This is a genomic window from Phaeovulum sp. (genome assembly GCF_030684035.1).
Classification (GTDB): Bacteria; Pseudomonadota; Alphaproteobacteria; order Rhodobacterales; family Rhodobacteraceae; genus UBA6213.
The window spans coordinates 63,764-78,136 of sequence record NZ_JAUXPI010000014.1; the positions used below are offsets into that span (position 1 = coordinate 63,764).

Annotated in this window: 15 protein-coding genes; 11 read left to right on the plus strand and 4 right to left on the minus strand. The window is 66.3% G+C overall.

Going from position 1 to position 14,373, the window contains the following annotated elements; genetic code table 11:
• The first annotated feature begins 2 nt into the window (after positions 1 to 2).
• Both Q8J98_RS04470 and Q8J98_RS04475 read left to right on the plus strand, forming a co-directional pair.
• A complete protein-coding gene (locus Q8J98_RS04470; protein ID WP_305184984.1) occupies positions 3 to 245 on the plus strand; it encodes a DUF2842 domain-containing protein in 243 nt (80 codons plus the stop codon).
• Positions 232 to 702, plus strand: coding sequence for a GNAT family N-acetyltransferase (locus tag Q8J98_RS04475; RefSeq protein ID WP_305293318.1), 471 nt, complete (start codon positions 232 to 234; stop codon positions 700 to 702). Before Q8J98_RS04470 ends, Q8J98_RS04475 begins: the two co-directional genes overlap by 14 nt.
• Here the strand turns inward: Q8J98_RS04475 and Q8J98_RS04480 are convergent.
• The gene (locus Q8J98_RS04480) at positions 675 to 3,092 is read right to left on the minus strand and encodes a hypothetical protein (RefSeq protein ID WP_305293319.1); all 2,418 of its coding nucleotides are present in this window, start codon (positions 3,090 to 3,092) and stop codon (positions 675 to 677) included. The genes Q8J98_RS04475 and Q8J98_RS04480 overlap by 28 nt on opposite strands.
• 140 nt (positions 3,093 to 3,232) lie before the next feature.
• Here Q8J98_RS04480 and Q8J98_RS04485 point away from each other — a divergent pair, with 140 nt between their 5' ends.
• Positions 3,233 to 3,910, plus strand: coding sequence for a thiamine diphosphokinase (locus Q8J98_RS04485; protein WP_305293320.1), 678 nt, complete (start codon positions 3,233 to 3,235; stop codon positions 3,908 to 3,910).
• Here Q8J98_RS04485 and Q8J98_RS04490 read toward each other — a convergent pair.
• Both Q8J98_RS04490 and Q8J98_RS04495 read right to left on the minus strand, forming a co-directional pair.
• Complete coding sequence (locus tag Q8J98_RS04490) at positions 3,858 to 4,772, minus strand: DMT family transporter (protein WP_305293321.1); 915 nt, start codon at positions 4,770 to 4,772, stop codon at positions 3,858 to 3,860. The two genes, Q8J98_RS04485 and Q8J98_RS04490, sit on opposite strands and share 53 nt — an antisense overlap.
• A 332-nt stretch (positions 4,773 to 5,104) precedes the next feature.
• Entirely contained in the window at positions 5,105 to 6,484 is a 1,380-nt protein-coding gene (locus Q8J98_RS04495; protein WP_305293322.1) for an L-serine ammonia-lyase, read from the minus strand.
• A gap of 217 nt (positions 6,485 to 6,701) precedes the next feature.
• Between Q8J98_RS04495 and rpiA the strand changes: the two genes are divergently transcribed.
• The 6 genes from rpiA (at position 6,702) to Q8J98_RS04525 (ending at position 12,700) form a co-directional block, all read left to right on the plus strand.
• Positions 6,702 to 7,490, plus strand: coding sequence for a ribose-5-phosphate isomerase RpiA (gene rpiA, locus Q8J98_RS04500; RefSeq protein ID WP_305293323.1), 789 nt, complete (start codon positions 6,702 to 6,704; stop codon positions 7,488 to 7,490).
• On the plus strand, positions 7,487 to 8,851 hold the full coding sequence (gene gorA, locus Q8J98_RS04505) for a glutathione-disulfide reductase (protein WP_305293324.1): 1,365 nt from the start codon (positions 7,487 to 7,489) through the stop codon (positions 8,849 to 8,851). Before rpiA ends, gorA begins: the two co-directional genes overlap by 4 nt.
• Positions 8,852 to 8,912: 61 nt before the next feature.
• Positions 8,913 to 10,049: an FtsH protease activity modulator HflK gene (gene hflK, locus Q8J98_RS04510; RefSeq protein WP_305184975.1), complete on the plus strand. Its 1,137-nt coding sequence runs from the start codon at positions 8,913 to 8,915 to the stop codon at positions 10,047 to 10,049.
• On the plus strand, positions 10,049 to 10,918 hold the full coding sequence (gene hflC, locus Q8J98_RS04515) for a protease modulator HflC (RefSeq protein WP_305293325.1): 870 nt from the start codon (positions 10,049 to 10,051) through the stop codon (positions 10,916 to 10,918). The genes hflK and hflC overlap by 1 nt, the downstream gene beginning before the upstream one ends.
• On the plus strand, positions 10,915 to 11,112 hold the full coding sequence (locus Q8J98_RS04520) for a DUF2065 domain-containing protein (protein ID WP_322214950.1): 198 nt from the start codon (positions 10,915 to 10,917) through the stop codon (positions 11,110 to 11,112). Before hflC ends, Q8J98_RS04520 begins: the two co-directional genes overlap by 4 nt.
• Positions 11,113 to 11,248: 136 nt before the next feature.
• Positions 11,249 to 12,700: a Do family serine endopeptidase gene (locus tag Q8J98_RS04525; protein ID WP_305293326.1), complete on the plus strand. Its 1,452-nt coding sequence runs from the start codon at positions 11,249 to 11,251 to the stop codon at positions 12,698 to 12,700.
• A 52-nt stretch (positions 12,701 to 12,752) separates the two neighbouring features.
• On the opposite strand, the gene Q8J98_RS04530 is transcribed toward Q8J98_RS04525, so the two are convergent.
• Positions 12,753 to 13,280, minus strand: a complete 528-nt coding sequence (locus tag Q8J98_RS04530; RefSeq protein ID WP_305293327.1) for a peptidoglycan-binding domain-containing protein — start codon at positions 13,278 to 13,280, stop codon at positions 12,753 to 12,755.
• Between the two features lie 173 nt (positions 13,281 to 13,453).
• On the opposite strand from Q8J98_RS04530, the gene Q8J98_RS04535 reads away from it, so the two are divergent.
• Positions 13,454 to 13,777: a 2Fe-2S iron-sulfur cluster-binding protein gene (locus Q8J98_RS04535; RefSeq protein ID WP_305293328.1), complete on the plus strand. Its 324-nt coding sequence runs from the start codon at positions 13,454 to 13,456 to the stop codon at positions 13,775 to 13,777.
• Complete coding sequence (locus Q8J98_RS04540) at positions 13,777 to 14,247, plus strand: VCBS repeat-containing protein (protein WP_305293329.1); 471 nt, start codon at positions 13,777 to 13,779, stop codon at positions 14,245 to 14,247. Before Q8J98_RS04535 ends, Q8J98_RS04540 begins: the two co-directional genes overlap by 1 nt.
• Positions 14,248 to 14,373 lie beyond the last annotated feature (126 nt).

Here is a 14,373-nt window from a genome sequence, read left to right on the forward strand (position 1 = left end):
CGATGACATACCGCACCCGCCGCCGCCTTTCGCTTCTGGTCTTGCTGGTGGTGATGCCCGCCTGGATTGTCACTGCACTGGTGCTGATCGCCTGGTGGGACCGCAGCTTTGGCCGCATGCCGGCGGCGCTGGAAATGCTCGTCTATCTGGTGTTGGGGGTGGTCTGGATCCTGCCATTCCGCCGGGTGTTCCTAGGCGTCGGCAAGGCCGACCCGGAGGCACCTGCCACGAATGACGATGATTGAAATCCGCGATGCCCAGGCGGGTGACGAAGCTGCATGGCGCGACCTCTGGGCCGCTTATCTTGCTTTTTACGGCGTGGAAATTGCGGATGAAATAACAGATGCCACCTGGGCCCGCGCGCTTGACGCGGACTCGCGCCTTGGGCTGCGATTGGCACTGGCGGGGGGGCAGGTGCTGGGTTTCGCCGCGCACCATTGGCACCTGAGCACCTGGACGCTGGGGCCAGATGGCTATCTGGAGGATCTCTACGTCGCCGAAGCGGCGCGCGGGCAGGGTATTGGCCGGGCGCTGATCGAGGATCTGATGGTGCTTGGTCGCGCGCGCGGCTGGGCGCGGCTATACTGGATGACCGAGCGCGCCAACGAAACGGCGCGGCGGCTTTATGACAGCATCGCAACCGACGACGGGCACATCCGCTATCGCATGGTGCTTCAGCGCGAACCCGCTGCGCGCGGATAAAAACGCGACGCCTCGGTAATCGCGAACTGGCCGCGCCTGACCTTGGCGATCTTGCCCTGGCGCAGCAACGTGCCAAAGCTGCGCAGCCCCGCTTCGCGGTTGTAGCCCGCGTCTTCGGCCAGCGCCGCGACCTTGCGGATGATCTGCGGGCGCGAGAAATGCGGCTGCCCTTCGATCCGCGCGGTATAGGCGGCGGCGGCTTCGAGCAGTTCGGGCAATTCGCGCGCGCCGAGGCTTTCGGCGAATTCGGCAAAGCTGCGGGCTTCGGAGAGGGTCATCGGCGGCCCGTCGAAATCTTCCTCGTCGTCAGCGTCGGGCAGTGCTGCGGTGGCGACCTGCGCCACGCTGATCCGGCGCGGGCGGATGACATTTGGCTCGGCCACGGCGGCATTGCGCGGCCGGTCAATGCGCTGTTCGGAAACCAGAACCAGCGGTGCCGGCCGCTGTTCGGGCACGGCGGGGCGCTGGGTCGCGGCCTCGGCACCCGGTATCGGGCGGCGCGGGCGAACGGCCTTGGTCAGATCTTCGCGGTAGCGTTCCAGATCGCGCGCGTCTTCGGCTTCGGCGGCCGCGGCCTCATCGGGACTGCGCAGCTTGCGGTCGGCCACGGTGGCCGCGACCGCCGCTTTCAGATGCGCGATCGCCGAAAAGCGGCGGCGGTTTTCCGGCCCATCGAGCTTGGTATTGGTCTCGTCGAGAAGCCGCGAAAGATTGGCCTCGGCAGGCTCGGCGGCGGCGGCGTCGCGCGGGCGCTGGGCGGGTGCGGCAGGCCGGGCTTCAACGGGCGCAACGGGCTCGACGATCTCTGCCTCGGGAATCGCGGCGGTGCTGCCGAGCGCCAGGCGCAGGCCTTCGTCCTCATCCGAATCAAAGTCCATATCCAGATCGTCGCTGCTCGGCGGCGCGAGTTCCGCTTCGAGTTCCGCGAGTTCGCGCGCAAGTGCCGCTTCTTCCTCGGGCGAAAGCAGTGCGGCTTCGGGGGCGGGAATTTCAGGTTCGGCCAGCGCGGCCGAAACGGCGGCGAGCGTGTCGGTGTCGTTCATGACCTCTGCTGCGGCTTCGGCGATGTCGGTGGGCGCGGACTCCGCTGCAGGGGCGTCGGGGCGGCGGACCTTGATGACCCGGGCGCGCACCCGCGCTGCCTCTGCCGGGGCGGCCGAGACGGGTTCTGCATCGTCCCAGATATCGTCGGCAACGGGGCTTTCGGGTAGCGCTTCGGCGGCGGCTTCGGGTGGTGCTGCCTCGGTCTCCTCGGGCACGGCAGAGCCATCGGCTTCGGCGGCCAGCATGGCGAAGGTTTCGGCAATGCCGGTCTCGTCGGTGCCCGCATCTGCCTCGGTCACCTCGGGGGTGGTGGTTTCGGACGCGGGCTGGTCACTATCAACCTCGGCGGACTGCGATGGCTCGGCATCGCCCGCCGCCTCGGCAATCGCGTCAGTCGTGGCTTCGGGCAAAGCCGTGCGCTTGAATTCGTCAGCTTCGGCAATGGGCTCGTCGAGCCATTCAATCGGTTGCGGCTCCGGCTCGGCATCCCGTCCCTGGGGCGCTTCGGCTTCGGGCGTGGCTGCAATGAAGGGAGCCGCAGCGCTGGTCAGCGCCGCAAGTGCGGCTGCATTGCGCGCGGCGCGGCGGGCAGCACCGCGCCGCGCCTTGGTGGTTTCGGTGGCAACCGCGGCAACCGCCGCCGGTTCCGCGAGAGCTTCGCGCGCCTCTGTGGTCGCTTCCGCGACACCGGCAATTGTCTCAGGCTCCGGCTCGGCTTTGGGGTGCGGCAGAGGCTGTGCAGAAGCCGCGGTTTCATCGGTTCCAGTCGGCGCGGCATCCGCCTCCGGTTCGCTTTGCAGCGGCCCGCCGAGGTCAATATCAAAGCCGAAATTCTGGTCGGAAATGGCGGCCGGGGTTGCGTCCGCTTCGGCCTCGTTGTCATAGGCGGGCTGAGCCGCTGCGGCGCGGGCCCCCGCTACGGCGGCGCGAATACGGGCAAGCTTGGCTGCGACCGAATCCTCGATAGATTCGAATTCCGGCATCATCGGCGGCATCGCCGAAAGATCGGGGGCGGGTTCTGCTGGCGGGGCGGTCGCTTGCGAATCAACCGCCGTATCGGTCAGTGCTTCGCCAGCGGCCGGCACATCCTCACCCTTCGGGCGCAGCGTGATGCCATGCGCGCCGATCCTGGCTTCGACCCGGCGACGGGCCTCGCGCTCGGCGATGCGGTGCAGCATCTCGGTATCGGGGGTGGGAGGTTCTGCGCCGAAGTAGCGATCATCGGCTGCAAGGTCACGGAAGTATTCGGCAATTGCCTTCATCGTCGAGAAAGGCTCGTCGAAACCCTCCAGCGTGCAGGAGAAGGTGCCGTATGAAACGGTCAAGATCTTGCTTGCACCAACCATGGAACGCTCGCTTTCTTCGATACCTACAGTGGTTACCATCGCGGCCAATTGGTTCTTAACCATGAACCAATTGCGGCGAAGGAAAGGATTCATTCCGGCCCCGGTTGTGCGCGGGTGCCTTATTCGGCATCAGTATCGGTATGAACGGCTGCATTGTCCATTCCGGGCTGGGGGTCACGCTTTTGGGCGCGGGCGAGGTTAACGCCGCCTCGGTTACCGAAGTGTTGACAATCGCCCCCTGCCTGGTTGCCGCGGATGGGGGCGCGGACCGGGCACTGGCGCTTGGGCTGGAGCCCGAAGCGGTGCTGGGCGATCTCGACTCGATCTCGCCTGCCGCGCGGGCGGCGATTGCGCCGGGAAGGCTGCACCGGATCGCCGAGCAGGAGGGCACCGATTTCGACAAATGCCTTGCCCATGTCGAGGCACCGTTCTTTCTGGCGCTGGGGTTTGGCGGCGGGCGGCTTGATCATACCTTGGCCGCAATGGCCACGCTGGCGCGGCATCCGGGGCGGCGGCTGGTGTGGGTCGGGGGCGAGGATGTGGCGTTTCTGGCACCTCCCGTTCTGGCGCTTGACCTGATCCCCGGCACCCGGGTTTCGCTGTTTCCGATGGGGCGGGTGCGGGGCCGTGCCGAAGGGCTGCGCTGGCCGCTGGAAGGAGCGGATTTTGCCCCAGCTGGCCGGATCGGCACCTCGAACGAGGCTACCGGCGCGGTGCTTCTCCGCCTTGACGGGCCGATGCTGGTGCTGCTGCCGCTAGCCTGTCTCAGCGCCGCACTTGCCGGGCTTGGCGTGCCGTTAGCTGCTCGCGGTGGATGATGTAGAGCCCGGAGGCGATGATGATGGCAATGCCGACCCAGGTGAGCAGGTTCGGAAAATCGCCGAACACCAGATAGCCGAACAGCGTTGCGGTGACGATTTCGAGGTAGTGGAGCGGCGCTAGGGTTGCCGAGGGGGCCCATTTCAGCGCGTAGGTCATTGCCATGTGGCTGACCGTGGCGGCCAGGCCGACGAAGAACAGCCAGAGCCAGAAGACACCTTGGGGCGGGGCGAGTGACAAGGAGTTCTCGCCGAGCGCGGTGCCGAGCGCCAGAAACGGCAGGCACATGAGAGTGGCGGCGAGGGCGGTGTGCATCTGCATGGTCACAGGGTGCATGTGGCGGCTGAGGGCGCGGGTGAGCAGCATGTAGAGCGCGAAGAAAAAGGCGGTGCCGAGCGGGAAGAGCGCCACCGGCCCGAATACGGCGAAGGAAGGCTGGATCACGAAAAGTGCGCCGACAAATCCTACCACCGAGGCGGCAAGGCGGCGCGGGCCGACCTGTTCGGCCATCACCAGCTTGCCGATCAAGAGGATGATGAACGGCTCGACAAAGGCGATGGCGAGCGCATCAGCGACCGGCATCACCTTGACCGCCGCAACGAAGCTGTAGGTCGAGCCGATGCTGACCGCGGCGCGGGCGAGGGTCAGCCAGAAGGCGCGGCGGCTCATCCGCCAGTCAAGCCGCAGATAGGTGATGATCGGTGCCATCAGCGCCGCCTGAACCACGAAGCGGGCGAGCGTGACCACCCCGACCGACACTTCTTGCGCGGCGAGTTTCGAGGCGACGTCGATCAAGGGCGCAATCACGCAAAAGGCGATCATCAGCGCGACGCCGGGGAGGATGCGGTCAGTGGGGTTCATGCGCCCCCGCTAGCTTGGGCCGAGTGGGGCGGCAAGCGGGATCGTGTATCGGGCACATTTCGGGTGCAATGGCGGGGGTTCGGCGGTCGGGCATGTTGACGGCGAGGCTGCCCGGGGGGGGGGCGGGTTCCTTGAATGGGCGGGCAGGGCGGCTCGGCGCGCGTGGCGCGGCCCCCCATGCTCCCCCACGAGGGGGGAGGGGGCGGTGGCTCGACAGTTGGGCGCGTTGACGGCGCGGCTGGGGGCGGCTTTCTTGCGAAGGGCGGGCTGGGCGGCCAGGTGCGCGCGGCGTGGCCCCCCCATCCTCCCCAACGAGGGGGCGGGGCGGTGGCTCAGCAGTTTGGCACGTTGACCGCGAGGCCGCCGAGCGAGGTTTCCTTGTAATGCGCGTGCATGTCGCGGCCGGTCTGGCGCATCGTCTCGATTGCTGAATCGAGCGGCACGAGGTGGGTGCCGTCACCGCGCAGGGCGAGGCTGGCGGCGGAGACCGCCTTGATCGCGCCAAGGCCGTTGCGCTCGATGCAGGGCACCTGGACGAGGCCGCGCACCGGGTCGCAGGTCATGCCAAGATGGTGTTCGAGTGCGATTTCCGCAGCGTTCTCAACCTGCTCCGGGCTGCCGCCGAGCACCGCTGCAAGGCCTGCGGCGGCCATGGCGGCGGCGGATCCGACCTCGGCCTGGCATCCCGCCTCGGCACCCGAGATCGAGGCGTTGCGTTTGATCAGGCCACCGACGGCGGCGGCGGTCAGAAGGAACTCGCCGACGCGGGTGGGTGCTGCCCCCGGCACATGGTCGAGCCAGTAGCGGATCACCGCCGGCAGCACCCCGGCAGCACCGTTGGTGGGGGCGGTCACCACCTGCCCGCCTGCCGCGTTTTCCTCGTTCACCGCCATCGCATAGGTCAGCATCCAGTCATTGATGGTATGGGGCGCGCTGAGGTTCAGGCCGCGTTCGGCCAGCAGGCTTTGGTGAATGGAATGCGCCCGGCGTTTGACGCTGAGCCCACCGGGCAGGATGCCATCGGCGGCGAGGCCGCGGCCGATGCAGGCATTCATCGCCTGCCAGATCCGGGCGAGGCCATCGTCGATCTTGGCTTCGGACCGGAACACCCGTTCGTTGGCGCGCTTCATCGCAGCGATGGTCAGGCGCGAGGCGCGGGCCATGGAGAGCATTTCGGCGGCGGTGCGGAACGGGTAGGGCACCGGCGAAGGCTCGGCAAGCGCGGCTTCATTCACCGCCGCGACTTCGGCGGCGGTCAGCACGAAGCCGCCGCCGATCGAATAATAGGTCTCCTGCAGGATCACGTCGCCCTCGGCGTCGGTGGCCAGCAGAACCATCCCGTTGGCATGGCCGGGCAGCGGCGCGCCGTAGTCGAAGACGAGATCCCGCGCCGGGTCGAAGCGGAGCCGTGGCAGGCCGGGAGGCGTGAGGCAACAGGTTTCGCGGTTTGCGGCAAGCGCTGCATCGGCGGCCACGGCATCGTAGGTTTCGGGGGCGAATCCCGCGAGGCCGAGAATGGTGGCGCGGTCGGTCGCGTGGCCCTTGCCGGTGAAGGCGAGCGAGCCGTGCAGGCTGGCGCGCAGTCCGTGCGGCTGGAACGGCGAGGCACGCAGACAGGCCAGAAACCGCGACGCCGCGACCATCGGCCCCATGGTATGCGACGACGATGGGCCGACCCCGACCTTGAAGATATCGAAAACGCTCAGGAACATGCCGCTCTCCCTTGGCACCCTTTGCCAGAGTGCCCGACTGGTGCCTGCGCGCAAGCGCCGAAAGCGACAGGCACCGCGCGATTTACGCTGTAACCGGGCCGCCGGGGCCAGCGCGCGGGGTGCTTTTTGCGCGCCTGAGTCCAGGCGACAAGAATGGTCTCGCGCGCGCCCGGGCGATTGCCTATAACTTCCGCGACCCGCCAAAGGAGCCAGACCGATGCCAGCCGAGCTTTCGCCGATCGACAAAGCCAAATTCGCCGCAGCCCGCCGCGCCGTTGAATTTGTCGAAGACGGCATGCGGGTAGGGCTTGGCACCGGATCGACCGCCGCTTGGATGGTGCGCTGCCTTGGCGACGTGGTGCGCGAGGAAGGCCTGCGCATTCGCGGCGTCGCCACCTCTGCCCGCACCGCTGACCTGGCGCGGCAGGTGGGGATCGAGATCATCGACCTTGACGAAGCGAAATGGCTTGATCTCACCATCGACGGCACCGACGAATTCGATCAGCAGATGAACCTCATCAAGGGCGGCGGTGGCGCGCTGTTGCGCGAAAAGATCGTGGCGACCGCTTCTGACCAGATGATCGTCATTGCCGACGCCGCCAAGGAAGTGGCGCAACTGGGGGCGTTTCCGCTGCCGGTCGAGGTTATTCCCTTTGGCTGGCAGACGACGCGCGCGCTTCTGGAGGAAACGCTGGTCAGCATGGACGTGCTTGGGCGCACCACTTCGCTGCGGCTCAACGGCGACAAGCCGTTTGTCACCGACGAGGGCAATTTCATCGTTGATCTGCATCTGAGCCGGATTGGAAATGTCCGACAACTGGCGCTGGTGCTGAACCAGATCCCCGGGGTGGTGGAAAACGGGCTTTTCATCGACATCTGCGATGTCGTCATCATCGGCCAAGGTGATGGCCGGATCGAGATCCGCGATATCAACAAGGGCACGGTCGAGCATGATCGCATCGAGTTCGTGGAAAGCGAGAACCTGTTTTCGGAGATGGGCGAGTGAGCGGGTGCGACGTTGATCTTTTCGTTATCGGCGGCGGTTCGGGCGGGGTGCGCGCGGCGCGGATTGCGGCGGGCGAGCATGGCGCAAGGGTAGCGCTGGCCGAGGAATACCGGATGGGCGGCACCTGTGTCATCCGCGGCTGCGTTCCGAAGAAACTGATGGTCTTCGCTTCGGGCTTTCCCGCGGCGATGGCGGAGGCGCGGGCCTATGGTTGGCAGGTGACGACGGGTGGGTTCGACTGGACCGCGTTCCGGCTGAAACTGGATGCCGAGCTTGACCGGCTGGAGGCGGCCTATCGGGCTGGGCTCAAGGGTGCGGGGGTGGCGGTCTACAACACCCGCGCCGTGATCGAGGAACCGCAGCTGGTGCGGCTGGCGACGGGCGAACGGTTGCGAGCGCGGCATATTCTTGTTGCGACCGGCGGGCGACCCTTCGTGCCCGAGTTTCCGGGGGCCGAGCATGTGATCACCTCGAACGAGATCTTCAAGCTCGAGGCGTTGCCGGGGTCGGTGCTGGTGGTTGGCGGGGGGTTCATTGCCTGCGAGTTTGCCTCGATTCTCAACGGGTTGGGGGTGAAGGTCACGCAGTACTACCGGGGCACGCAGGTGTTGCGCGGTTTTGATGACGAGGCGCGGGCACATATTGGCGGGCAACTCGTCGAGGCCGGGGTGGACTTGCGGCTGGGGGCCGATGTGGCGGCGATCGAACGGCGGCCGGGCGGGTTTTGCGTGCGCGGCATCGACGGGGGCGAAGCGGTTTTTGACGCGGTGGTCTATGCGACAGGGCGGGTGCCCAATACCGCCGGGCTGGGGCTGGAGGCGGCAGGGGTGAAGCTTGGCCGCAGAGGCGAGATTCTGGTTGACGGCTGGAGCCAGAGCTCGGTGCCGTGGCTCCATGCGGTGGGCGATGTGACCGACCGGATCAACCTGACCCCGGTGGCAATTCGCGAGGGGCATGCCTATGCCGACACGGTTTTTGGCGGCACGCCGCGCCAGCCGGACCACGAATTGGTAGCCAGCGCAGTTTTCACCCAGCCCTGCGAGCTTGGCACCGTGGGGCTGACCGAAGAGGAAGCGCGCGCCGCGGGGCCGGTGGAGATTTACGCTACAAGCTTTCGCCCGATGCGCGGCGCGTTTGCCGGGCGCAGCCACAGGGTTCTGATGAAACTGGTGGTATCGGCGGAAACCCGAAAGGTTCTCGGCTGCCATATCGTCGCGCCCGAAGCGGGTGAAATGATCCAGATGGCGGCCATAGCGATCAAGATGGGCGCCAGCAAGGAAGACTTCGACCGCACCTGCGCGGTGCACCCAAGCATGGCGGAAGAGCTCGTGACGATGCGAAAACCCGCGCGCGCGGGTTGATTTTCAGCCGTCTGTGCCCAGTTTGGACACAATGACGCGAACAAAGGAAGGTGAGGATTTCATGAGCAATGGTGGACCCTGGGGCGGCGGCGGCGGCAACGACGACGACGACCGTGACGGCGACCGCAGGCCCGGGCGCAGGCCGGGCGAAGGATCGCAGATCCCCGAGATCGAAGAGATCATGAAAAAAGGCACCGAGCAGTTGCGCGTACTGATGGGCGGGCGCGGCGCGCGGCGAGGTGGCAACGGCGGTGGCGGCGGCAGCGGTTTGCCTGCCGGACCGGCCTTCACCCGCAGCACGCTCGGGCTTGCGGTGCTGGCGGCAGCGGCGGTCTGGGCCTATGCCTCTTTTTATACGGTGAAGCCCGAGGAACGCTCGATCGAACTTATGTTCGGCAGGTTCCAGACGATCGGCCAGCCCGGGCTGAACTTTGCACCCTGGCCGGTGGTGCGCGCCGAAATCGTGCAGGTGACCGGCGAGCGGACAACCGATATCGGCACCGGACGTGGCGGACCGCTTGATACCGGGCTGATGCTGACGCGCGACCAGAACATTGTCGATATCGAGTTTCAGGTAGTCTGGAACGTGATGGAGCCGGACGCCTTTCTGTTCAACCTCGCCGACCCGGAAGGCACGATCCGCGCGGTCTCCGAAAGTGCGATGCGCGACATCATCGCCCGCAGCGAACTGGCGCCGATTCTGAACCGCGACCGGGGTGCGATCGGCAATGACCTTTTGTCGGCCGTGCAGGGCACGCTTGACAGCTATCAGGCAGGCATTCGGGTGGTGCGGATGAACTTTGACCGCGCCGACCCGCCGCGCGAGGTGATCGACAGCTTCCGCCAGGTGCAGGCAGCGCAACAAGAGCGCGACCGGCTTGAGAAAGAGGCCGATGCCTACGCCAACACCGTGACCGCGCGGGCGCGCGGCGATGCGGCAAGGCTGGGCGAGGAAGCCGAAGGCTACCGCGCGCAGGTGGTGAACGACGCGCTGGGCGAAACCAGCCGGTTCATCGCGGTCTATGAAGAATACATCAAGGCACCTGAGGTGACGCGGAAGCGGATGTATCTGGAGACCATGGAAAAGGTGTTTGGTGGCATGAACAAGGTGATCCTCGACGGGGTTTCCGGCGCGGCCGGGGGCGTGGTGCCCTATCTGCCGCTCAATGAGCTGAACCGGGCCGGGGGGACCAACTGATGGTAAGCACACGCATACTTATTCCCGCCGCCGCAGTGGTGGTGGCGCTGGGGCTTTCCTCGGTGTTCGTGGTGGACGAGCGCGAAAAGGCGCTGGTGCTGCAATTCGGCGAGGTGGTGGCGGTGCGCGAAACCGCAGGCCTTGCCTTCAAGGTACCGCTGATTCAGGAGGTGGTGCGCTATGATGACCGCATCCTGAGCCTGCCGACACCGCCCTTGGAGGTGACACCGCTTGACGACCGCCGGCTGGTGGTCGATGCCTTTGCGCGCTGGCGCATTGTCGATGTGGTCAAGTTCCGCCAGGCGGTCGGCACCCAGGGCATTCAACTGGCGCAGAACCGGTTGCAGAACCTGATCGTCAACGCGATCCGCGAGGTGATGGGTTCGGTGCCGTCAACCGCCGTGCTGTCGGCGGATCGAACCTCGCTGATGAACCGTATCCGCGACATCGCCAAGGGGCAGGCGGCGGCGCTGGGGGTGGATGTGATCGACGTGCGGCTGACCCGCACCGATCTGCCCGACCAGAACCTCAGCGCCACCTACGCGCGGATGCGCGCCGAGCGCGAACGCGAGGCGGCGGACGAGATTGCGCGTGGTGGCGAGGCGGCGCAGCGGGTGCGCGCCACCGCCGACCGCACGGTGATCGAGCTGACCTCGGAGGCGCGCAAGCAGGCCGAGATCATCCGTGGCGAGGCCGATGCCGAGCGCAACGCGATCTATGCCGAAGCCTTCGGCCGCGACCCAGAGTTCTTCGCTTTCACCCGCTCGCTCACTTCGTATGAGCGGGCATTGCAGGCGGGCAATTCGTCGATCGTGATGCAGCCGGACAGCACTTTCTTTGATTATCTACGCTCGGACAAGGCGGAATGATCGGCACGGTCCTGTTGGGGATCGGGCTGGTATTGGCGGTGGAGGGGCTGGCGCTGGCGCTGGCCCCTTCGCGCATTCAGGCAGCGCTTGATCTGCTGCGCGGACTTTCGGCGGAACAGCGCCGGGCGCTGGGCCTTGCGGCGCTTGGGGTGGGCGTGCTGCTGATCTGGCTTGCGCGATGGCTTGCCGCCTGAGACAGTGAAGCGGTTATCACAGAGGCTTGAGCCGGCGCGATTGGCTTTCATTTGCCAAGCGTCGTGCCCAAGTAGCACATACGAGCCGAGCCCGGGCTGCGCCGGGCAGCAATTGGTTTTGCACGGGGTGAATGCAATGACATCAGTGACGTCGAGCCTTGCGACAGAGACGCGCCTTGGGCGCGGGCTCGCGGGTCTGTTTCCGGCCGTAGTGCTTTCGGTGGCGGTGGCGCTCGGCGCGGGACTTTTCAGCCGCGCCTACGCCGCGCCCGACAGTTTCGCCGATCTGGCCGAAATGGTCAGCCCCTCGGTGGTCAACATCACCACCACCACAACCGTTACCGCGCCGATCGACGGCAGGCCGATTTTTCCTGACGGGTCGCCGTTTGGCGACCTCTTCAAGGATTTTGGCGGGCCGCAGGAGCCGCGCAGTTCCAACGCGCTCGGCTCGGGCTTCGTGATTTCGGCCGATGGCTATATCGTGACGAACAACCATGTGATCGAGGATGCCGACCAGATCGAGGTCGAGTTCTTCGGTGGCGAGCGGATGCCTGCGAAGCTGGTCGGCACCGATCCGAAAACAGATATCGCGCTTTTGAAGGTGGAAGCCAGCGATGCGCTGCCGTTTGTGAAATTCGGCGATAGCGACGTGATGCGGGTGGGCGACTGGGTTTTGGCGGTCGGCAACCCGTTGGGGCAGGGCTTTTCGGTGAGCGCCGGGATCATTTCGGCGCGCAATCGCGAACTGAGCGGCACCTATGACGACTATTTGCAGACCGATGCCGCGATCAACCGGGGCAACTCGGGCGGGCCGCTGTTCAACCTTGAGGGCGATGTCATCGGGGTCAACACGGCGATCCTTTCGCCCAATGGCGGCTCGATCGGGATCGGCTTCTCGATGGCCTCGAACGTGGTTTTCAAGGTTGTGGCGCAGTTGCAGGAGTTTGGCGGCACGCGGCGCGGCTGGCTTGGGGTGAAGATCCAGGACATCACCCCGGACATGGCCGAGGCGCTTGGCCTGCGCAATGCGCGCGGCGCGATGGTGACCGATGTGCCTACCGGGCCTTCGCTTGAAGCCGGGGTCAAGGCGGGCGATATCATCACCCGATTCGACGGGGGCGAAGTGCGCAACAGCCGCGATCTGGTGCGCCGTGTCGGCGATGCGCCAGTGGGCGAAGAGGTGGACGTGGTTGTGCTGCGCAACGGCGACGAAGTGAAACTGAAGGTGACACTTGGTCAGCGTGAACTGGCGGAAGGCGAAAGCGACACAGGGTCCGCGCCGGTGCCGACAAGCCGCAACTTGCTGGGCATGACACTGGAGCCGCTGACGCCGAAGACCGCGGGCGAAATGGGCCTGCCTTCCAGCACCGAGGGGCTGGTCATTACCGAAGTGACCACCGACAGCGAAGCCTGGCAGCGCGGGTTGCGCGCCGGGGACGTGATTACCGAGGCAGGGCAGCGGCCGGTGGCGAGCCTGCGCGATCTCGATGCGCGCATCGAGGAGGCGCGCGCGGCGGGCCGCAAATCGGTGCTGCTGCTGATCCGGCGCGAAGGCGAGCCACGGTTCGTGGCGCTGCCGGTTTCCTGAGACAAAGGCCTGATGGCTGCGAAGGGCACCCCGGCTGGGGTGCCCTTTTCGATCAGTTCGGGTTTTGCCAGGCGATCAGACCGAGTTCGCGCGCGGTGGCGAGTGCGAGGGTGCCGCTCGGCAGGCCGCGCGGGGTCTGATAGGCGCTGATCGCGCGGCTGGTGGCGCTGTCGATCTGGCCGCTGGTGAGCCCCCGATAAAGCCCACGCGCGCGCAAGGCGCGTTGCAGTGTGGTGATGAACTCGGGGGTGAGGATTTCATCGCAGGGGGTGCGGAACCAGACTGGCGTCTGGTCAGAGACGATCTCCTGGCGGGTTTCGGTGCGGAAGGTCGCCGGGCCGGTGATGGCACCGGTTGCCGGGTCGCGGGTTTCCGGGCGCACCAGCACCTGCTCGGTGATGGTTTCGATCACCGCCGGGCGGATCTGGCTGGCCCAGCAGGCACCCTCGGCCGGGCGCGGCGCGCGCAAGCTCATCTCCGCCGCCAGTGTCGGTCTGGGTGCCGCCTGCGGCTGCGGTAGCGCGGTGGTGCAGGCGGCGAGGGCGAGCGCGCAAAACGTGGCAGCGAGGGGGCGGGGCATGGCTGGGGCGCGTCCTGCAATTTGGCTTTGGGCGAGACTAGCGGAAGTGCCGGGTGCCCGAAAGCCCGGTTGCGCCAAATCCCCTGCGGTGGCATCTGGCAAAACCGCGCGCAACCGCCTAAGTCTCGGGCTGAAACCGGCAAGAAAGAGCCGGGCGGAAGGAAGCGGTTGCGATGGCGATGATTACCTATATGGAGTTTAACGGCACCCGTCACGATGTCGAGGTGCGGCCGGGCAAGACGGTGATGGAGGGTGCACGCGACAATGGCGTGCCCGGGATTGACGCCGACTGCGGCGGGGCCTGCGCCTGTTCCACCTGCCATGTCTATGTGGACGATGCCTGGCTGGACCGGGTGCCGAAAAAGGATGCGATGGAAGAGGACATGCTGGATTTTGCCTACAAGCCGGACCCGGTGCGTTCGCGGCTGACCTGCCAGATCAAGGTGACCGAGGCGCTTGATGGGCTGGTGGTGCATATTCCGGAGAAACAGATCTGATGTGGCGAGCGGTGCTGGCCCTGATGCTAGCTGCGGCACCCGCAGCAGGTGAGACCATTGCCGCTGCACGGTATGAGGCGCTGACGACGCGCTATGGCCATGGGGCGGTTGCCGGTGGCGAGTGGGCCGAACTGGTGCTGGTGTTTGAGAGCGGGGCCGAGCGCCGCTTTGGCCTGCCCGACGACATGGTGTTTGAAGATGTCGCCCCCCGGCTGGCGGACCTTACCGGCGACGGTGTGGCCGAGGCGGTGGTGGTGGAAAGCCAGCTTGCGCAGGGGTCGCGACTGGCGATCTGGGGGCCGGAGGGGCGGATTGCGGCGGGGCCATTCATCGGCACGCCGCACCGTTGGCTGGCACCGATCGGGGCGATTGATCTGGATGGCGACGGGCGGCTTGAATTTGCCTATGTGTTGCGCCCGCATCTGGATGCGTTGCTGACGGTGGTGCGATTCGGAGCGCAGTATCCGTGATGGTCAAGCTGTTTTTGGCACCCATTTTCGTCCGGCTGCGATAAGAATGTTGGAAAGCACGATGAGCTTTCGCATCACGGCAGTGATCACGACCTTGGCGGGCTTGCCCTTGGCGGACAGGGTTTG